This window comes from Hanstruepera ponticola (assembly GCF_002940745.1).
Lineage (GTDB): Bacteria > Bacteroidota > Bacteroidia > Flavobacteriales > Flavobacteriaceae > Hanstruepera > Hanstruepera ponticola.
Genome location: NZ_POTB01000001.1, coordinates 461,896 through 485,272, shown reverse-complemented (window position 1 = coordinate 485,272; position 23,377 = coordinate 461,896). Strand labels below are relative to the sequence as shown.

Genomic DNA, 23,377 nt, shown 5'->3' with positions numbered 1-23,377 from the left:
AAATATTGAAAGTCAAAAAAATAGAGTAATTACAATTGTAATTACTCTATTAAATTTTCTTAATAATTTATCGTTTTATTCTATTATAATAGATTTGAAGTATGATTTATTATCTGTCTTTATTTCAATTAAATACATGCCAGTTGACATATTACTAACATTGATAACAGATTTATCACTTATTTTAACTACTTCACCAATGGTATTATAGAATTTAATGCTTTTGAATGTTTCGTTTAAACCTGTTTTGATGTTTAATAAATCATTTGCAGGAACTGGAAATACTTTAATGGTATTGTCTTCTAAAGCATTCGTTTCAGTAGATAATGTAAAACCATTTTTGTTGATTGTAAAGTAATCAGTAACGCTACCCGTGTTTGTTATAAATTTAACCGTTAAATTCTGATCAACACCACCTGAATTTTCAAGTTCTAAAACACAAGAACCTAATTGGTTTAAGGAAGCATACATGGCATTATGATTTAAATTTCCTCCAGATATTTTTCCAGCAGAACCTGTTGTTATATAAACAGCTCCTTCAGTATCAGCATTTGTTTTGGAATAAGCACCATCACCAGTATCAGCTTTACCAGATAAACCACCATTGGCACCAACTGTCATGGTTCCGCTATTAAAAGTTCCTGAAGTTCCGTAATGACCATTTAAAAAGTATGAACGCTCATAAGAATGTGAATGACCAGACAACACTAAATCAACACCATTAGCTTCTAAAATAGGTAAGAAGTTATTTCTCATATTAATTAATTGGGACTCAGTGTCTGAATTATGTGAGCCTTTTGTGTATGCTGGATGATGAAAAATAGCTACTATCCAATCTTGAGTTGTATTTTGAATATCATTTGTACACCAAGCCATTTGCGCAGCATCATTACTTAAGGTATATGATTCTAAAACAATGAAATGAATATTTGCATAATCAAAAGAATAATAGGCTTCTGTTCCAGAGGCCAAACCACCAGATTCAGCAGCAGTTGGAAAGCTGAAAATATCATAATAAGGTCCAGATTGTGATGATGAATTAGCTGAATAACCATCGTGGTTTCCTAATGTTGACCAAGATGTAGATTTTTTTAGCATATCACCATAAATATCGAAAAATGCTGCTTGATATTCTGTATCCGTTCCAGAGTTGTAGGCATTATCACCTAAAAACAACATCATATCAGTTAAATCAGGATTCACAGAAGCATTTTGAACATAGCTATAATATTGATCTCTAACATCTCTTTGATCTTGATTGGCTGTTCCTGCGTCACCTAAAATCCAAGCTCTTACAAACTGATCTGTACCAACATTAGGAGCTGTTTTTGCATACATTTGTACATCTTCAGTTAAATAAACGCCCTCATCATTTGCAATGTTAAAATAGTATTTTGTGTTTGGGTTTAATCCAGTTAACTCTACTTCATGGTCAATTTTTAAATTATTGTCAGTTATATTAGAAGTTAAAGACCCTAATGAGGTACCATAGTTAACAATAGATTCAGCTGATGTGTTTGTACGCCACTTAATTATTATTGAACTGGGTGTTGCCTTTTGTAAATATGGTCCACGTTCAACCACTGCTGGCACGGCTTCGTAGCCTTGCATTCTAAAATTAAAGCTTATATCAGAACTTCCGGCATTTTCTTGATGTATTTCAACAGCAATCACATTATTTCCATTTACAAGATTGCTAGCAATAGTTTTTGAAATCCAAGTTGTTTCAGCACCACCACCAACAACAGAGTTAGCAAACGTGTTGTAATTAACTGCTCCAGGATCCATGTTGTCACGCCAGACTTCTGTACCGTTAATATAAACTATCATACCATCGTCACGAATGGCTTCCATCACTAAATCGTTATATAAACTTGCATCAGGAATATTGATGGTTTGTCTAAAATAAGCAACTTCAGTTGCATTATTTATAACGGTTGCTTCATCGCCATCGCCATAACCTAATTCAGCATTTCCTGAATTCCAACTACCATCATTATAATCTGATTCAATCCAAGAATCACCTTCGCCATCATTGGCTGGTTCATTTTGTAAATCATAATATTTCCAAATACTATCCTCATTAACTAGAGCAGGTATAACACCTTCACCACTTATAGAAAAAGTATATGGGCTTTCATCAGTGTCATCACTTGTTATGGTTACTGTATCAGAGTAATTTCCAGTTGATGTTGGACTAAATGTAATTTCAAAAGTTGTTGAATTTCCAGCTGATAATGTGGATACAGCTGGTTGTAAACTCACCTGAAATTCTGTATTATTAGTAAGTGAAACATTTGAAATGTTAGTTAAATCAGATCCACCAGTATTTTCTATTGTAAACACTCTAACTAATGAGCTTCCGTTATTTACTATGGAAAAATCCGTATGGTTATTTGCGGATGTTGTGGTGCTTCCATCAGAGATATTGTTTCCATTCCCTAAAATATTTATATCAGCTGGTGAAATGATACCATTTCCTTGTATGTCAAAAGTATATGGGGAATTAGTGCCATTGGTAAATGTGATGGTAATCGTTGCGGTTTTAGAGCCAGTAGAACTGGGAGTAAAGGTTACATCCAGATCAATAGGTGTATCATTTCCTTTTAAGTTGCCTAAATTGGTGGCACTTAAAGCGAAATCACTTGAACCAGAAATACCAACAGTTATGTTGTTTAATCTGTTTGCAGGACTTCCTCCATTAGCGGTATTATCTAGAGTAAATGTATTTACAGATGCTGTAGATATTCCAACATCACCAAAGTCCGTACCGTCAACTAATGTTGGGGTTGTGTCAGGGTTACTAATTGTGTTGCCACTTCCTGAAACTTCTAATGTGCCTTGAGCAAAGCTGAACGCACAAAAAAAGAAACTTAATAAAATTAGAGTAGTTTTATTATTCATTGTTAAGTAGGTTTTCTAGGTTATCTAGTTTGGTTGTTAAATTTTTAATGGATTTCATTTCTTGAAATCGCTTATCTAATAACTGAATGGCTAATCGAGATTGCATTATTGCAATTTTTGCAGCTTCAGGTTTATTGATTTTATATAAGTATTCAGCTTTTTTATGATACCAGAATTCTTTTCTATTATTGGTTAGTATAAAATAGTTGAATTGATCAATGGCCAAACTTTCTTGGTTGTCATAAATGAAATAGTCTAGTTTTTTTAATTGAAGTGAAAAAGTATGTTGACCAAGCTTCTTTAACCCGATATCGATAGCTTTAGTTGCATTAGGATAATTACTCGGATTAATTGTAAGAATCAATTCAGCATATTCTATAATGTCTTCGGGTCTAATGTCTTGAGTGTTTTTAATCACAAAATCATAGACATCAAGAGCTTCTTGTAGTCTTTCAAGGCTTATTAATATTTGCGCCTGTAATTTTTTTGTTTTAACATCTATTGTATCAAACTTCAAACAATATTCGGCAGTAATATGGGCATTTCTATATTCGCCTTTTTGATAAAATGTTTCGGCTTTTCTATATTGAAGCAGTTTGGTGTCAAGACCCAATTTTTCAGCTTGAAAGTAATCTTCAAGGGCTTCATCAAATTCGAGATGCAGTTGATAAAGAAATCCGCGTTCTAAATATAATTCAGAATCATGAGGTGTTTTAGAAATTTTACTTGATAATTCTTCAATGCGTTTAGATAAATCTCCATGTGCAAACGTGACAAAATAGGCAAAGAAAATCAAGCAAAAAAAGAATTGCTTAGTAGGTTTTCTTTTAACAAAAAATGAAACAAGTAGGTTTAGCTTCATGTTTTTTTAGTTTGGGTTCGGGAGCAAATATATATTTTTTGATTTAAAAAACATCCATAAAACGCAAAAAAAATCGATGAAATGCTGCTGTGTGATTTAAATAACTGAATATCAGTATTTTGAATAAGTAGGAATTTTCATAATATCTTATAAGGATTAGGAGTATAGCTAGTGGTAATCATTTAAATGTTACAGTGTTAATAAATTAGATATATTTTGTTAGATAAAGAATATACCAGAGAAAACTATTTCATAAATTTATCAATAACTAACAACTCATGAATTGAATTTATATAAAAGACTAATAATAGTTCTTTGCTTATGCGTTAGTGCCAGTGTTTTTGGACATGGTGACTTACATGAACGTATATTGGCTGTGACAGAAGAAATAAAAAAAGCTCCTGATAGTGCGTTTCTTTATTTTAAGCGAGGTAAATTACTCTTTCAACATGATGACTATGAGTCAAGTATTAAGGATTTAGAAAAATCTTCTAAACTTGGCTATAATGATATTGAACAAGATCTACTTTTTTCTAAAAACTACTATGAGGTTGGGTTATATGAAAATGCACTTGATAAAATAAATGCCTTACTACAAGACGACTCACACAATGTTGTTTTCCTAAAAATTAAGGGAAGAATTTATATGAAGCAAGAGCAATATGAAATGGCTGCCAACTCTTTTGAGTCTGTCATTACCTATAGTAGTAAAACATTTCCTGAAAATTACATTGAATGTGCCAATGCATGGGTTCTCACCAAAGTTGATAGTGGTTTTAATAAAGCTATAAAGATTTTAGAAACTGGAATTGATAATTTAGGAAATGTTATTTCTTTATTAGAAGAGAAAATAAGTATCCAGTATAATCACGCTAATTATGAATTAGCTATAGAAGATCAAAAACAAATCATTAAAATTTTGAATAGAAAGGAGCATGCTTATTTTGATTTGGCCAGATTATATTTTGCTAATGGAGATTTAGATGCTTGTAAAGAGGCACTTCAAAATTCAAATGAAAGTGTGAATGATTTACCCGATAGAATAAAAAACACACAAAATATCAGGGATTTAGTGTCTGATATTAATAAATTACAATCAAATTTAAATTAATAACCAACCAAATATTATGAAAACCTTTTTTAAAATAACTTTGATAGCACTTCTTTGTTTTGGAAGTTTAAATTTGGCAATAGGTCAAACAACTTTGATTAATTACGGCTCATCTTGGTCTTATTATGATTTACAAAATGAACCTACAGATCAAGGTTCATTTGATTGGAATGATATATCGTATGATTCCAGTTCATGGTCAAGTGGTAATACACATATGGGCTATGGAGATGGTGATGAAGTAACTGTTGTAAATAGTAATACTTATACATTATATGTTCGGCATAGTTTTACCGTTTCTAATCCATCACAGTTTGATTCATTAAATTTAAATTTAACTTTTGATGATGGTGCTGTTGTTTATTTGAATGGCGTGGAGGTTTGGCGCCAAAATATGCCAGCCGGAACACCTTCTTATAATACCTTTAGTTCATCAGTAGGTACTGAAAACGGGTCAGCCTCAACAACAATTGTAAATTCACTAGTTACTGGAACCAATGTACTTTCAGTTGAAATCCACCAAGCTAGTTCTAGCAGTTCTGATATTAGTTTTGATTTTCAATTAAGCGCTAATGCACCAGGTTCAGTTAATGTTAATAGAGGTCCTTATTTACAAAAAGGGACATCCAATAGTATGGTTGTTAGATGGCGAACAGCTACACCTACAGAAACAATAATAGATTACGGTACCTCATTAGGGTCTTTATCATCAAACTATAGTGATTTAACGCTAAAAACGGAACATGAAGTGGAACTTACAGGATTAAATTCCAATACCGTTTATTATTATGAAATTTCAAATAATGCTGCGGTTTTGATTCCAGAGTCTTCCGATATGTATTTTAAAACCCATCCAGTTATTGGTTCTACACAACCTGTTACGTTTTGGGCTTTGGGAGATGCAGGAACAGCCAATAGTGACCAGCGTGCTGTAAGAGATGCCTATTACAATTACATTGGTTCTAATGTTACTGATGGTATTTTGTTTTTAGGTGATAATGCTTATAACGATGGTACTGATGCTCAATATCAGAATGCTGTTTTTCAAAACATGTATGAAGATAAATTGAAAAACTCTGTAGCATGGTCAACTTTAGGAAATCACGACGGATATACAGCAGATTCCAATTCTCAAACGGGTCCTTATTACGATATATTTACATTTCCTACTAATGGCGAGTCAGGTGGTCTAGCATCAGGTACTGAAGCTTACTATTCATTTGATTACGCCAATATACATTTTATTGTTTTAGAGTCTTACGAGACAGATAGGTCTATAGGAGGTGCCATGTATAATTGGGCACAAAATGATATTCAAAATACAACGCAACAATGGATTGTAGCTATGTGGCACCATCCACCATATACAAAAGGTTCTCATGATTCTGATACAGAATCAAACTTGATACAAATGCGTCAAAATTTTCTACCTATGTTGGAAAGTAATGGTGTTGATTTAGTGTTGTCTGGTCATTCACATTCTTATGAGCGTTCATATTTCCTGAATAACCATTATGGTGCTTCTAATACATTTAACAGTGGAAGTATGACTGTAGGAGCAAATGGGTCTGGTGATGGTAAAGTAGATGGTAATGGTGCCTATGTAAAAAGTCCGAGTAGTCCAGATGGTGCAGTATATATTACGGCAGGATCATCAGGTAAAATTTCTGGCGGTAGTCTAGATCATAATGCTATGTATGCTTCTTTAAATCAATTAGGGTCGTGTATTTTAGAAGTGGATGGCAACACATTAAATCTTAAATTTATTAGAGAAACAGGTGTGATAGCAGATTATTTCACAATTCAGAAAGGTTGTGATGTAGGAACAAGTTGTGACGATGGTGATGATTGCACCACCAATGATGTTTATGATGAAACTTGTAACTGTGTCGGTACGCCAGAACCAGATACTGATAATGATGGTGTATGTGATGCCCAAGATTTAGAAATAGACTCACCATGTCCATTAGATGTGGATTCTAATGGTGTTTCTAATGATTCTGATAATGATGGTGTGGTTAATTGTTTAGATTCAGAACCTAACTCTCCTTGTCCAAATAATGTAGACGCCAATGGAATCTCAATTGACTCTGATGGTGATGGTGTTTGTGATGATAATGATATTTGTCCTGGAGGAAATGATAATGTAGATACAGATGGTGATGGTATTCCAGATTTTTGCGATAATTCAAATTGCTTACCAGACACTACGAATTTTAATACCAGTAATTTATCACATTCTGGTTCTGGTTCCAGCAATACATTTGCAACAATCCCAACCGATGGTCAAGATATTTCATTTACTATTTCAGGATTAGATCAAAGAACAGGCGGGAAACCTTCTAATAGATATATTGAAGCGGTTACAATAAGCTACGTTAACGAACAAGGTAATAACCAGACTTATGGAACTTTTAATGCTGGTAGTGGAAGTAGTGTGAATGTTAGTATATCTGGAATTGTTCAATCTCTTAATGTCAGCCTTTTTGATGCTTATGATGGAAATTCATCTACTAATATGAGTGTTATTTTGAGTAACGTCGATTTCTGTGTGGTAAGCATTGTATGTAATGACAGTGATGGTGATGGTGTATGCGATCCAAACGACCAATGCCCAGATTTTGATGATAATATTGATACTGATAATGATGGTATTGCAGATGGTTGTGATCCTTGTAATGATTTAGTCGATACAGATTCTGATGGTGTTAGTGATTGTATTGATCAAGAAATTAATTCACCATGTCCAAGCACAGTAGATGCTAATGGTGTTTCAATAGACTCTGATAATGATGGTGTTTGTGACGAATTAGATCAATGCCCTGGTTCAGATGATAATTTAGATTCAGATAATGACGGTATACCTGATGGTTGCGATTCTTGTGATAACAATTTAATTGGTAGTGCTTGTGATGATGGTGATGCTTGTACTGAGAATGATGTGTATGATGCTAATTGTGATTGTGTAGGAACTCTTACTCAAGACACTGACGGTGATGGTGTTTGTGATGCAGAAGATCAAGAAATCAATTCACCATGTCCAAATACTGTGGACGAAAATGGAGTTACTTTAGATTCGGATAATGATGGTGTATGCGATGATTTAGATCAATGTCCAGGATTTGATGATGCGCTTATAGGTACGTCTTGTGATGATGACGATGCCTGTACTATAAATGATGTTTACGATTCCAACTGTGGATGTGTTGGTATACCTGTAGCAGATAATGATGGCGATGGTTATTGTAGTACAGTTGATCCAAATGACAATGATCCTTGTGTGCCAGATACAAACTCACCAACTTGTAATAATTGTGCGCCTAATTCTGCTACTTTTCCAAATAGTCCACTAACACATTCAGGTGGAGGTTCAAGTACAACAATTTTAAGTTTACCTGCTAACAGTCAAGATGTTTCGTTTACAATAAGTAGTATTAATTCAAAACAAAATGGAAAGCAGAATCAGAGATTTATTGATAGAGTAGTAGTTACATATGTTAACGGAAGTGGTTCCAATCAGACTTATGGAACTTTCTTAGGTACAAATAGTAGTTCAGTTAATGTTTCTATTTCTGGAGATGTACAATCAATAACAGTAGCACTCAATGATGCATATGATGGAAATGCGGGAATAACAATGAGTGTAAACATAAGTCAAGTTTCATTTTGTACTATTGGAGGAGCAGCTAAAATGGCATATTCAAAGGATTTAGTTAATCCAATTGATATTTTAATATATCCTAATCCAGCTAAAGATATGGTCTTTGTAGAATCAACAGATTTCAAGGATACTAATATGCAAATGGCATTATATAATATTTATGGACAACAGGTTAAAAGATTAGATTTAAAGAATGCTAATGACGGTATTATCCAGATGGATGTTAGTGATTTAGCTGAAGGTATGTATCTCTTAAGGTTGGCAGATAGTGAAAACAATCTCATTAAAACAAAACGGATAATAATTAAAAAATAATAATTTCTAGTTGAATAAAAATCAAGATTAATAGCACATTTATGAAACACTTATTTAAATTAAAGTTTTTACACTTGATATGCCTAATTGGTATATCAAGTGTTTCTTCTCAAACAACTTTGATAAGCAATGGCTCTGCTTGGTCATATTATGACTTACAAAATCAACCAGCAGATCAAGGTTCGTTTGATTGGAATGATAGTTCTTACGATGATAGTTCCTGGTCTTCAGGAAATGCTCATATGGGTTATGGAGATGGCGATGAAGCAACTGTTGTGAATTCAAGTACCCTGGCATTATATGTAAGACATAGCTTTAATGTAGCAGACCCTACGTTATATGATTCACTATCCTTAAACTTAACATTTGATGATGGTGCCGTTGTTTACTTAAACGGTGTTGAAGTATGGCGTCAAAATATGCCTGCAGGTACTCCTTTTTATGGCGTATTTGCATCAAGTGTTGGAACTGAAAATGGAACTGCTTCTACTAGCATAGCAAATAGTTTAGTTGTTGGAACAAATGTTTTGGCTGTTGAAATACATCAAGAAAGTGCTGGAAGTTCAGATATTAGTTTTGATTTTGAATTAGAAGCTCTAGCAACTTCAAACTATCTTCTTGCTCAAGATGAGGTTTGGAAATATTATGATTTACAAAATGAACCAGCTAATGATGGCGAAGGTGATTCTTGGATTGAATCAGATTATAATGATGCTAGTTGGGCTTCAGGGAATGCTGAGTTAGGTTATGGCGATGGCGATGAAGCAACTGCTATAAATAATACAACTGAAACAGCTTATTTTAGAAAAACCATCAATATTCCTGATGCATCCTTATATAACGATTTGCTTCTGGAAGCCATTCGTGACGATGGTATGATTGTTTACATAAATGGAGTAGAAGTCTGGCGTGACAACATGGACCCAGGAGCAATTAATTACAATACCTTTGCTAACTCTGTTGTTGGTGGTACTGCTGAAACAACTTGGATATCTCAAGCCATTGCAAGTAATCTAGTTAATGGTAACAATGTGATTGCAGTTGAAATACATCAAGAAAATGCCGGAAGTTCTGATATAAGCTTTAATTTTAGAATACAAGGCTTTGCAGCACTACCATCTGAAGTCATTCGTGGTCCATACCTGCAATCAGGAACTTCAACTTCGGTAATTATCAAATGGCGAACAAACACATCAACTGAATCTATTGTAAACTATGGTACGTCATTAGGTGCTCTAACGTCAAATGTAACTGATAATACACCAAAAATTAATCATGAGCTCGCTATTACTGGCCTAACACCCAATACGAAGTACTTTTTTGATATAGCTGATAGCGACGGAGTTTATATGGTAGAGGATGCGCAAATGTATATTAAGACAGCGCCACCAATAGGAACTGATCAATTTGTTAGAGCATGGATTTTAGGTGATGCAGGTACTGCTAATCAAGATCAAAGAGATGTTAGGGACCAATATTATACTTATGTTCAGAATGCAACTACAAATCCTGACTTTACTGATATGATGTTATTTCTGGGAGACAATGCCTACAATTCTGGAACTGATACGGAATATCAAGCGGCTTTATTTGATATTTATGGTGATATGTTAAAAAAATCAGTGGCTTGGTCAACATTAGGAAATCACGATGGCTACACGGCAGATTCTGATTCCCAAACTGGTAACTATTATGATATTTTCACGTTTCCAACCAATGGCGAAGCAGGTGGATTAGCTTCTGGAACAGAAGCCTATTATTCTTTTGATTATGCTAATATTCATTTTATAGTATTAGAATCTTACGAAACAGATAGATCTGTAGGTGGTGCTATGTATAATTGGGCACAAAATGACATTCAGAATACGACTCAAGATTGGATAGTGGCATTATGGCATCATCCACCATACACAAAAGGGTCGCATAATTCTGATACTGAAACTGAACTTATAGAAATGCGAGAGAACTTCTTGCCCATGCTAGAGTCTAATGGTGTTGATTTAGTCTTGTCTGGTCATTCACATTCATATGAGCGTTCATACTTTTTAAATGGTCATTATGATACATCTGGAACATTTAATAGCGGAGCAATGACTGTTGGAGCAAATGGAGCAGGAGACGGAAAAACTGACGGGAATGGTGCTTATTCTAAAAGTCCTTCAAATCCTGATGGTGCGGTTTATATAACAACAGGTTCGGCTGGTAAAATTTCTGGAGGAAACCTAAATCATAACGCCATGTATGCTTCATTAAACGAGTTAGGGTCATGTGTTCTTGAAGTCAGTGGAACGACTCTTAATTTAAAGTTTATTAGAGAAACTGGAGCTATAACAGATTATTTCACTATTCAAAAAGGCTGTACTGCGACTGTGCCAACTGGTCTAGCAGTTTCAAACATTACTGAAAATTCTGCCACGGTTACATGGGATGATGTTTCTGGCGCTACTTACGATGTCAGATATCGTGAGGTTGGTAGTCCAACGTGGATAACCAATAACGTTTCATCAACTTCAACTGATTTAACAGGATTAAATAACTTAACAGATTATGAGGTGCAAGTGAGAAGTGTGTGCGACGTTGGAGTCAATTCTGCTTATACAAGTTCAGAATTGTTTACAACTTTAGACGCTGCAGTATGTTCACCAACTGTTCCAACGGGATTATCTGTATCAAATATTGCTGTAACAACAGCAACAGTCAGTTGGAATGAGGTTGTTGATACTACTTACGACTTAAGGTATCGAGAAGTTGGTAGCTTCTCTTGGACTACAAATAATGTTTCTACCTTATCTAGTGATTTAACTAATTTAATTAGTTTAACTGAATATGAAGTACAGGTTAGAAGTGTATGTGATGTTGGTACTAGTTCAGATTATTCTAGTTCAGTTTTCTTTACTACTTTGGGTATAACTACTTGTACCGGAACAGAAATCTCCTCATTCCCTTATTTAGAAACATTTGATTCTGGTGCAGGTGATTGGACTCAAGCCACAGGTGACAATGGTAATTGGACGCTTAATTCAGGTGGAACACCAACTAATAGCACAGGGCCTTCTAATGATATAACAGGTGGTGGTAACTATTTTTATACTGAAGCACATGATATTGGTACTAATAATTCAGCAATTATTGTAAGTCCGTGTTACGATTTGTCTAACTTAACAGTTGCTAATTTCTCTTTTAACTACCATATGTATGGAAGCACGATGGGTAGTTTAAATCTAGAAATAACTACTGATAACGGCAGTAATTGGACAAACATATTTACTAGAAATGGTAATCTAGGAAACCAATGGAATTCACAAACTATTAATTTAAACAGTTATACTGGACAAACAGTTAAGTTTAGATTTATTGGTACCATAGGCAATGGTGGTCAAAGACGAAGTGATATGGCTATTGATCAGATTCAAATCACAGGACCAACATATTGTGCTTCAAACGGAAACAACACTAATAATGAATATATTAGTCGCGTGCAATTAAACACGTTGGACAATAATTCTGGAGTTGGAACAACCAGTACAGGCTATTCTAATTTTACTGGCAATACAGCGTTAAGGACCAATTTATCAGCAACAACACAATACACAATAACTATTACACCTACATGGACGGGTGCATCTTCATCCGAAGGTTACTCTGTTTGGATTGATTATAATGGTGATGGTGATTTTGCTGACACTGGCGAACAAGTTTGGTCTTTAACACCAACAGACGCATCTCCGGTTTCTGGTACGTTCACGGTGCCTACTGACATTCATTATGGATCAACGAGGATGAGGGTTTCTATGAAGAATAATGCCATACCTTCTGCATGTGAATCCTTTAGCAATGGTGAAGTAGAAGATTATGCCATAAACTTGGTTTATGATGGGTTACTTTATTTAAATGACAACTGGATACCAAATGCGCCTTCTGGCTCTACAGGATCAGAAAATGCACTAGTTTTAAGCGGGACGTATTCAGTTACTAACAATGTTCAGTTAAATAATTTAACAATTATAAACGGAGCAACTGTTGATATACAAGATTATGAATCTGTGGTATTGAATGGTGATTTGACTAATAATGGTGAATTAATATTAAATTCTATTTCTGACCAATACGCGAGTTTGATAGTTAATGGAACTGTAACGGGTGATGTGGTTTACAAGCGTCATGTTAATATAAATGCAGGTGGTAATGATTTAGTTTCTGCACCCTTAACAGGACAAACTTTTGGAGACTTTGCTAACATGAATTCTAATATATTCTCAAACCCGTCTAATACGTCCGAAAAGTTGTTTGGTCCTTTTGATAAGGCATCAGGATCATATCTAACCTATGATACGGATATTCCAGCCGAAGCTGCTGTGGTTTTAGAACCAGCAGTAGGATATAGAGCAGCATCAAGTAATAATAGCACTTTTGAGTTTAGAGGAACTGTAAATACAGGAACTGTAAATATTAATATATTACATACAGCTAACGCTTTTCCAGAATGGAACTTAATAGGTAATCCCTATCCATCATATATTAAATTATCAGATTTTTTAAATGCCAATATAACAGAGTTTTTACCTTCAAGTGCTGCTATTTATGGTTATGACGGTAATGCATCTGATGGATGGAAAATACTAAATTTAGCATATTCATTAGCCAACCCTAATGCTATTATAGCACCAGGACAAGGGTTTCTAGTGTCTTCAAAAATAGGAGGTGGTACTATGGTGTTTAATTCTAGTATGCGAACTATCGCTACTGGAGACACTAATCTTGATGATGATTATATTGAAGGAAGAACCTCAAATAGGCCAGATGCTATTTCATTTTTAAATCTTCAAGTAAGTAACAGTTCTAATATTTATAAAACTGACTTCTACTTTACTGATAATGCTTCTTTAGGATTAAATATTGGTTATGATGCTGAAGTTTATGGCGGTTCAGCTCCAAGCTTTGCTATTTATTCACATTTGGTGCAAGAAAGTGAGGGAATTGATATGGCCATTCAGTCTTTAAGCTTTAATGATTTATTTAACAATCTTGTAATTCCTTTAGGAATCAATACAACTCAAGGTGATCCTGTAACAGTAGAAATGCTAGAAAACACATTGCCTGATGATGTAGAGGTATATTTGGAAGATAATGTAACAAACACCTTTACGTTACTTAACAACAATAATTATCAATTTACGGCCAACAGTAATTTATCTGATATAGGTAGGTTCTTTTTACATTTTGAATCTGCTACGTTGGGAATAAATGAAAATACCTCAAACACGGTTCAGATTTTTGCCACTTCTTCACCAAAAGAGGTCATCATTAATGGAATGATTAACAGTGATGCTGTTGTAACATTAATTGACACACAAGGAAGAGAAGTTCTGAAAAAATCAATCAAGTCTAATTTAAATAGACAAGAAATAGATGTTTCAAATTTGAGCTCTGGTGTATATATAGTTCAGTTGAAAAGTAATACACAAAATATCACTCAAAAGGTCATTATTAAATAGTGATATAAACTAATTTATAATTAAAAACCTCCAAGAAAATAGTCATTTTTGGAGGTTTTGTTTTTAATGTGATTAAAGAACTTTCTTTAATTTATCATGATAATTTTACTTTTTAAATTCGTGCTAGAATAGGCTTTTACAATGCCATAGGATTTGAAAGTGTTATTAAGTGGAATTTTGGTTTCCTTGGAATTTACGTTATCAATACTTAATAGCTTTTGACCAGTCATGGCATAAACTTCAACTTTTGAAATATTCTGTGAAGATTTAATTATCAATTCTTGATTACTTGATACATAAGAAATTGAAGTCTCATTTTTGTTAAATTCTTCTGTGTTTAAGATACTGTTATTTTCATCAGAAGTATTGTTGTTTTGAAACGCAATAAAGAACCTGTTCAGATATTCACCACTGGAAATATCCATACTAAAATCGGTATCGTTTATAGCTGTATAAGTATCCAAATGGCTATCATAAACAAATACATTAATAGTAGTATCAAAATTTTCTAAACTGTTTAGTGAAATTGCGATATTTCCAGAGTTTTCTAAAAACAGGGCTAAAGGGTATTGCTTTGTTTGGTCAAATTCACCGACTCCTTGTATAACATAACTATCGTTTTCTATTAACCAGAATAAATCATCAGGAAATTGATCAAAGTTTGCACCGTCATAACCGTAGTCAACACCATCAGTTGCAGCATTATCGGTAGTAAAGCCTAATAACAAAGGTCTTACATAGCCATTAGGGCTTTCAAAATCAATACGAACACGTTGCATGGTTCTGTATTCAAAGGCATTTGTTTTGGTTTCGTTATAGCTGTTAGAATTTTTACTCATGAAGCAAAATAATAGAGCTAGGCTAAAGTTGGCTATTAATCTCATTGATTTGGGTATTAAAAGGAGGGAAGTTAGGTGCTACTAAAATAATGATTTTAGTCTCTTAAATCTACGAAATACGATAAAAAACGATGAAATGCATTATTTTTTAACAAAGTCAAATAAAAAAAGCGACTCATATGAGTCGCTTTTAGAAATTCAATAAGTTATTTTATTTTTTTATGACTACTTTCTTATTAATTGTTTGATTATCTTTTGTAATCACTTTAACAATGTAGGTACCATCCGTAATTCCTTTAACAGGAATTCTAATTTCTGGAGCTAGTAAATAAGTACTTGCGTTAGTTATTTGCCATGAATTAACAGTTTGTCCAAGAATCTGGATTAAGAATACTTGCTTCACAGTCACATTATTAGGGACATTTATATAAATTTCTCCTGAATTATTCAAGTAGTTCACTAATAGATCACTTTCTATTGTGCTTTCAAATTCATCAACTGATAAGCTTTCAGATTGGAAAGCAATAAAGAACCTATCAAGGTATTCACCTGCGTCCATATCCAGTTCAAAACCTCTATCATTAATGCGTGTATACGTTCCTAATAAAGAATCATAAATATACACGTCAATTTCAGTTTCAAAATTTTCTAATGCTGTTAGTTCAATATTGATAGTACCATTGGAAGTTAAAAACATACCTAACGGATACTGCTTGGTCATATCAAATTCACCAACACCTTGAATTACAAATCGCTTATCTTCTATCAACCATGATAAATCACTGTCATTTGATTCATCATTATTCTTACCATCATAAGCCCAGTCAACACCATCGGTTGCAGCACCACCAGGGACAAAGCCTAGTAGTAATGGTCTTTTTCCACCTTCTGGAGAAGTAAATCGCAATCTCACACGCTGAATTAAATCTTCAGTTCTATTTTGGTTATTACCACTTCTTATAAACACAGAGCCTTCATAGGAATCGGCTGTAAATGCTTCAGTTTTAAAGATTCGCTGACCATTATTAAACTCAACATTACTGGTATTTGATCCTGCTTCTACAAAGAAACCTTGACCAACAGGAATATAACGTTCTGGAACTTTAGTTCCGTTATTACTAATGATTAAGTCTGGATGTTGAACAGCGCCAACACCTCCAGTGAAATTTAAAGCAGCATAACCACCTTCATATAATTCGGTTACGTGTGTTGCATTAGATGTATAATGCTCCCAGAAATATAAAGTACCCGTAATACTGTTGGTACCACTTGGACCATTATCTATTATAAACTGTCTTGAATCTATAGCAGAAGGGTATGGATTACCAACCAACGACTGTCTTGTTGCACCAATAGGTGTTGTAATGGTGCCATTATTTGGTTTTCCAACATACACGTAGTTTTGGGTTGTTCCGGCATTTCCACTACCTTTCATAGTATAACCTAATCCAATTGGAATGGATGTTGAATTACCTATATATTCCCATTCATAATAGTCCTCGGCAGGATTGTTAATATAAGCATATAACCAACGATTACTCACTTGAGCTGGATTACTGGCCGCAGCCGTATAGCCACCTATCCAATTAATTGGTCTGCCCATTGGATTATTAACGGTTGTTGTACCATCTCGTAACACACCACTTAAGTTATAACTATTACTATTATCAGCAGCAGCGTTGTTTTGTGCTACAGGAGAACTCCAATAGTTATAGTTAAACGGATTACTGGTACCTTGTTGGTCTCGCTCAATATATCCTAAACTCGTATTATTGAAAATACTGCCATTTACTTGACTAGCATTATAACGCTTTTGAATGAGTTGCGACTCACCAACTAAATCTATTTTTCCATCTAAATCTAGGTAATGTGTTACCCATAACATTTGACCAGTATTGGTCTCATTTTGAGGAGAACCTGGATTTGCTATGGTTAATTCTTTCGTTGTATTATCAGATATTAATCCTAAAACAGTAATGTCTTTATTTCCAGAATCAATATTATGTGAAATTTGAACAATATTCCAATCAATTGGTGTGCTGTTATCAATACCAATACTATTTGGTGCATCCCAAACTTGGAAATGTGTCCAGGTATTATCAGTTGCCCAGTTTTGACCATCTACACGAGAGGTGTAAGGAATTGGGGCGTTTTCAGTTTGTTGTGAATTAATATTATGTAATTTTCCAGAAATTGAACCAGCGTAAGGCGTTAATTTTCCACAGTTTTCACCCATTCTATAGTAACCGTCTAGGTTGTTCCATGATAATCCTGGAACATCTAATGGAATGACTTCACCAGCAACTAAACCACCATTATCTCTGATTTCTTGATTCATAGTTTCTCGTAACTGGTTCACATTAAGTGCAACATTCCAAATACGTACTTCATCCATCCAGCCATTGTAGAAACTAGTTTTTCCCGTAGAGCGCTCAACAGCACCTAACAGACAATCACTGTTATTTCCAGTAGGAGCAGAGCCTGTTGTGGAACTTATTTCAATGCCATCAATATATAGTTTATAGTTTGAACCTTGGCGTACAACAGCTACATGATACCATCTGTCAGTATTTAAATGACGTGAGCCAGAGTTAATATTACTATTGTTATAGCTAAATATAAGTCTTCCAACATTATTTAGTTTTAAATCGTAACCAGTACTTGGACTATTAGGATTTCTCTTCGAAATTATGGTTTTGTCACCGCCAATTGCTTCAGGTTTTACCCAAGCCGAAATACTAAAGTTACCAGATAGATCAAAATTATCATCAAAGGCTATGTAATCATTATTACCATCAAAATCAACATCATTACATTTTGCTATTTTCACATTAATATCACTACTACACGTAACAGCATCATTGGCTCCAGGTGAAGATTCAGATTCTACAATAACAGTCCATGTTAGAGTATATTCACCAGGTTCACCAATAAATTTAGAGTTTGGACTATTCGCATTTGTAAAAGAATACGCTGGATTACAACCACCCAAATCATCAATTACAGTAGCTGACCAAAAACCAGTTTTTCCAGTTCCTATAAAGTCTTTTATGGTGCCATCAGGATTTTCATTAGCAATAATATTTGGTGTGGCGGCATTGTTATCATGGTCATAAGATTGACCTGGATAAATATAGACACCTGGTTCCCAAACACCATTGTTGTAATTGTCTAAAGCTGTAATGGTATTATCATAAGCAGCCAATTGAATTTCAGCTTCACCACAGTCGTTTCCTGTGGTTAAATCAACATCCAAACCTGCATAGGCTAAACTAGCACTAACATCTATAAATTCAGTACCTTCACTACCTTCTGAACGGCAACCATTAATTAGGGATGTGGCACCATAAATTTGAATACCAGGAATAATGGGTGTTATGGTTGTGGTAGCACCTGTTGTTACAACAACGCCAGCCTCATCTTCCCATTCAATAACTTCATCAACTGGTGCTTGTGGAATACGAATATTATCCAACGCCCAAGCACTATTAGTAGTACCAGAATATGTGAATTTAATACGCAAACCAGTCATACCAATATAACTTTGTAAATCAATTGAAACAGGTTTGTCAACTAAAGTACCTGTGGTATTTCTACATTGTCCTGTAAAACCTGGTACACTGGCAAGGAACCCAGAATCACTAGGTCCGGTATAATTATAAGCTGCACCTGGATCTAATTCTATGTTATACGTTGCACCACCATCTACTGACAGTTCTATTTTACACCAAGCTCCAGCTTCCAAATAGTAGGCTTGATCAAACTCTAATGATGCATTTGTAAGACCAAGAGTATTAAATATAGGAGTCTCTAATGTGGATAAAGGAGCAATAGTATGGTCTGGAGCATCATAAATTGATACGCCACTTACTATAGCAAATTTTGAGTTATCGGTAGTATCATAGCATCTACCGTTAAATTTCTTCGGACCATTAGTTTCTTTCCAGTAGGTATCATTGGTATTGTTACCACCTGCAGACATTTCTGCGGCACCATCAACAATCCAACCCAAATTATTAAGGTTTGCTTCGTTGAACATACCACCATTGTTAAAATCTGGATTTATACCAAAAGCACTTTGAGCAGTAACGGTAATCACATCACCAATACAATTGTCAAATGAACTAGGACCAACTATGGTTGGCGGTACATCTGGCGGGACAACAGCAACGTAAACTAAATTTGAATAAGCACTACAAGCACCTATTTGAATTACGGCGCGCACTAAAGTCGTTTGTAAAATATCGTTAAAATTATACGTATTTGTTGTGTTGGCAACAGAAGTCCAATTTAAGCCCCCATTAGTAGAAAACTCCCATCGTACAATATTACCTTGTTGTCCACTTAATGTGATTATCGCATTTTGTGGTTCGTCTGGACAGGCTGTAACTTCAATTATTGTATCAGCGTCAGCAGCAGTCTCTGTATTAGTCAAATAGCCAATAGCACTACCACCATTAATATTTGGGCTAGTAACAGTAACGGTAGCTGTACAGGTATCTGTATTACCACCTGCATCAGTTACAGTCAATGTTATGATATTCGGACCAATATTTGTACAATCAAAAGTAGATTGTGATAACGAGTATGTTAAATTACTTGTATTACAATTATCGGTAGAGCCATTATTTATTTGTGCAGCAGTTATAGTAGCTGTACCTGTTCCATTACTTAAAGGCAAAGTAATATCTTGACAGATCGCAACTGGATCTACTGTATCATTTATAACCACGTTTTGATTGACATTAATGCTATTACCATTACCGTCATCAAATGTCCATGTAATAACATAAGCACCCTGTGTGTTATATGTTGTAGGGTTTGAGGTTGTTCCAGTTATGGTTCCGTTACAACCATCCGTTGTAGTTGGAGTAGGAACCGTCACATTACATTGAGCCGTTATGGTTGGTAATGTTGGTGTATTTGGATTAACATTGTCCTCTACAGTAACAACTGCTATACACGTATCAGTATTACCTTCAGCATCTGTAACGGTAAGTGTCACATTATTGTTTCCTAAATCAGAACAATTAAAAGCAGTTTGTGAAGCACTTATAGTTATAGAACTACAACTATCATTCGAACCATTATTAATATCTGAAGCCGTAATAGAGGCATTTCCAGATGCATTTAATTGTATGGTAATATTTTGACATACAGCATTAGGATCAGTTGTATCAACAACATTCACCGTACGTGTTACTTGCGTCGCTGAATTACCTTCAGCATCCGATACATTATAAGTTACAGTATATGAACCAACAGCGTTGGTATTTACAGCAGAATTATCAACCGTTACCGCACCAATAGCTAAACAGCCATCATCAGCAGTGGCGCCTAATTCATTATAGGTACCACAAGCCTCAACAGTTACTGTAGCAGCACCATTAAGCGTGATAGTCGGATCAGTTGTATCAACAACATTCACCGTACGTGTTACTTGCGTCGCAGCATTACCTTCAGCATCTGTTACATTATAGGTTACGGTATATGAACCAACAGCATTGGTATTTACAGCAGAATTATCAACCGTTACGGCACCAATAGCTAAACAGCCATCATCAGCAGTAGCGCCTAATTCATTATAGGTTCCACAAGCTTCAACAGTTACTGTAGCAGCACCATTAAGCGTGATAGTCGGATCGGTTGTATCAACAACGTTTACCGTTCGTGTTACTTGCGTCGCTGAATTACCTTCAGCATCTGATACATTATAGGTTACGGTATACGAACCAACAGCATTGGTATTTACCGCAGAATTATCAACAGTTACCGCACCAATAGCTAAACAACCATCATCAGCAGTAGCGCCTAATTCATTATAGGTACCACAAGCTTCAACAGTTATTGTAGCAGCACCATTAAGCGTGATAGTCGGATCGGTTGTATCAACAACGTTTACCGTTCGTGTTACTTGCGTCGCTGAATTACCTTCAGCATCTGTTACATTATAGGTTACAGTATATGAACCAACAGCGTTGGTATTTACAGCAGAATTATCAACCGTTACCGCACCAATAGCTAAACAACCATCATCAGCAGTAGCGCCTAATTCATTATATGTACCACAAGCTTCAACAGTTACTGTAGCAGCACCATTAAGCGTGATAGTCGGATCGGTTGTATCAACAACGTTCACCGTACGTGTTACTTGCGTCGCTGAATTACCTTCAGCATCTGTTACATTATAGGTTACGGTATATGAACCAACAGCATTGGTATTTACCGCAGAATTATCAACCGTTACGGCACCAATAGCTAAACAGCCATCATCAGCAGTAGCGCCTAATTCATTATAGGTTCCACAAGCTTCAACAGTTACTGTAGCAGCACCATTAAGCGTGATAGTCGGATCGGTTGTATCAACAACGTTTACCGTTCGTGTTACTTGCGTCGCTGAATTACCTTCAGCATCTGATACATTATAGGTTACGGTATACGAACCAACAGCATTGGTATTTACCGCAGAATTATCAACAGTTACCGCACCAATAGCTAAACAACCATCATCAGCAGTAGCGCCTAATTCATTATAGGTACCACAAGCTTCAACAGTTATTGTAGCAGCACCATTAAGCGTGATAGTCGGATCGGTTGTATCAACAACGTTTACCGTTCGTGTTACTTGCGTCGCTGAATTACCTTCAGCATCTGATACATTATAGGTTACGGTATATGAACCAACAGCATTGGTATTTACCGCAGAATTATCAACAGTTACCGCACCAATAGCTAAACAACCATCATCAGCAGTAGCGCCTAATTCATTATAGGTACCACAAGCTTCAACAGTTACTGTAGCAGCACCATTAAGCGTGATAGTCGGATCGGTTGTATCAACAACATTCACCGTACGTGTTACTTGCGTCGCTGAATTACCAGCAGCATCATCCACATTATAGGTTACAATATATGAACCAACAGCGTTGGTATTTACAGCAGAATTATCAACCGTTACCGCACCAATAGCTAAACAACCATCATCAGCAGTAGCGCCTAATTCATTATAGGTTCCACAAGCTTCAACAGTTACTGTAGCAGCACCATTAAGTGTTATAGTCGGATCGGTTGTATCAACAACGTTTACCGTTCGTGTTACTTGCGTCGCTGAATTACCTTCAGCATCTGTTACATTATAGGTTACGGTATACGAACCAACAGCATTGGTATTTACCGCAGAATTATCAACCGTTACCGCACCAATAGCTAAACAACCATCATCAGCAGTAGCGCCTAATTCATTATAGGTGCCACAAGCTTCAACAGTTACTGTAGCAGCACCATTAAGCGTGATAGTCGGATCGGTTGTATCAACAACATTCACCGTACGTGTTACTTGCGTCGCTGAATTACTAGCAGCATCATCCACATTATAGGTAACCGTATAACTACCAGGTACGTTCATATTAACCGCCGAGGCATCAATAACCACAGCACCCACACCAGCACAATTATCATTAGCAACTGCACCTAATTCATTGTAAGAACTGCAAGCTTCTAACGTTTGCGGATTTGCCCCATTTAACGTTATAGTAGGAATTAGCGTGTCAAGCACAGTTACCTGCGCTGTACAAGTATCGCTTGTACCTGTTAAACTTTGCGTAACCGTTAAGGTAACCGTTACGGGTGTTCCAACATCAGTACATGAAAAAGTAGATATATCAATGGCGAACCCATCTCCAACACTACCGTTGTCAATGTCAGCAGCGACAATAGTGGCATTACCAGAACCATCTAGGTTCACAGAAATATCTTGACAAACTGCTATAGCCAAAGCTCTAGCTTCCGTGTACGGATTAAAGGATACAAAATTGTTAATGGCGGATTTTGAATCTATAGTGGTGAGATTCGCATCAGTAGGCTGATGACTATCATATACGACTTTAGAATAACCCACACTGTGGATTATTAAAAAAGATACAATAAGTAACTTAAACGTAATTTTTCTCATACTCAAATAGTTAAAAGTTATGGGGCGTTAACCAATAACCAAAATGAAGCCAAAATTTTTAAATGGATTAATTGAACTTTAGCTTTTATTTAGCACTAGTTAGCTATTAACTGTTCAAGAGGGATAGAACGAAATTATTGTGATTACGACCCTAGAACAAATATATTCGTTCAAATACCATTTTATTCTGTATAGAACCGTAAACCAAACATTGTGAGTTATTTAAGTTATCGTTTTAT

The 23,377-nt window shown here is 35.3% G+C and carries 7 protein-coding genes; 3 read left to right on the top strand and 4 right to left on the bottom strand.

The genetic code is table 11. The features are described from left to right. Window positions 1-75 precede the first annotated feature (75 nt). The gene (locus C1S72_RS02115; RefSeq protein ID WP_104734025.1) at window positions 76-2,904 is read right to left on the bottom strand and encodes a choice-of-anchor D domain-containing protein; all 2,829 of its coding nucleotides are present in this window, start codon (window positions 2,902-2,904) and stop codon (window positions 76-78) included. Beyond that, on the bottom strand, window positions 2,897-3,766 hold the full coding sequence (locus tag C1S72_RS02110) for a tetratricopeptide repeat protein (RefSeq protein ID WP_104734024.1): 870 nt from the start codon (window positions 3,764-3,766) through the stop codon (window positions 2,897-2,899). Before C1S72_RS02110 ends, C1S72_RS02115 begins: the two co-directional genes overlap by 8 nt. Window positions 3,767-4,049: 283 nt before the next feature. On the opposite strand from C1S72_RS02110, the gene C1S72_RS02105 reads away from it, so the two are divergent. Genes C1S72_RS02105 through C1S72_RS02095 form a run of 3 tightly spaced genes read left to right on the top strand, consistent with a single transcriptional unit; the run spans window position 4,050 to window position 14,348 of the window. After that, window positions 4,050-4,877, top strand: coding sequence for a tetratricopeptide repeat protein (locus tag C1S72_RS02105; RefSeq protein WP_121495515.1), 828 nt, complete (start codon window positions 4,050-4,052; stop codon window positions 4,875-4,877). A 16-nt stretch (window positions 4,878-4,893) separates the two neighbouring features. Further along, entirely contained in the window at window positions 4,894-8,853 is a 3,960-nt protein-coding gene (locus C1S72_RS02100; RefSeq protein WP_104734022.1) for a metallophosphoesterase, read from the top strand. A 41-nt stretch (window positions 8,854-8,894) separates the two neighbouring features. Beyond that, window positions 8,895-14,348, top strand: coding sequence for a GEVED domain-containing protein (locus C1S72_RS02095; protein ID WP_104734021.1), 5,454 nt, complete (start codon window positions 8,895-8,897; stop codon window positions 14,346-14,348). A gap of 86 nt (window positions 14,349-14,434) precedes the next feature. On the opposite strand, the gene C1S72_RS02090 is transcribed toward C1S72_RS02095, so the two are convergent. Both C1S72_RS02090 and C1S72_RS02085 read right to left on the bottom strand, forming a co-directional pair. Continuing rightward, the gene (locus C1S72_RS02090; RefSeq protein WP_104734020.1) at window positions 14,435-15,187 is read right to left on the bottom strand and encodes a hypothetical protein; all 753 of its coding nucleotides are present in this window, start codon (window positions 15,185-15,187) and stop codon (window positions 14,435-14,437) included. A gap of 211 nt (window positions 15,188-15,398) precedes the next feature. Further along, window positions 15,399-23,138, bottom strand: coding sequence for an immunoglobulin-like domain-containing protein (locus tag C1S72_RS02085; protein WP_104734019.1), 7,740 nt, complete (start codon window positions 23,136-23,138; stop codon window positions 15,399-15,401). Between the last annotated feature and the right edge of the window lie 239 nt (window positions 23,139-23,377).

Excerpts from the sequence above, each read along its gene's own strand:
- C1S72_RS02115 (WP_104734025.1), bottom strand. The coding sequence starts at position 2,904 with ATGAATAATAAAACTACTCTAATTTTATTAAGTTTCTTTTTTTGTGCG.
- C1S72_RS02110 (WP_104734024.1), bottom strand. The coding sequence starts at position 3,766 with ATGAAGCTAAACCTACTTGTTTCATTTTTTGTTAAAAGAAAACCTACT.
- C1S72_RS02100 (WP_104734022.1), top strand. The coding sequence starts at position 4,894 with ATGAAAACCTTTTTTAAAATAACTTTGATAGCACTTCTTTGTTTTGGA.
- C1S72_RS02095 (WP_104734021.1), top strand. The coding sequence starts at position 8,895 with ATGAAACACTTATTTAAATTAAAGTTTTTACACTTGATATGCCTAATT.
- C1S72_RS02090 (WP_104734020.1), bottom strand. The coding sequence starts at position 15,187 with ATGAGTAAAAATTCTAACAGCTATAACGAAACCAAAACAAATGCCTTT.
- C1S72_RS02085 (WP_104734019.1), bottom strand. The coding sequence starts at position 23,138 with ATGAGAAAAATTACGTTTAAGTTACTTATTGTATCTTTTTTAATAATC.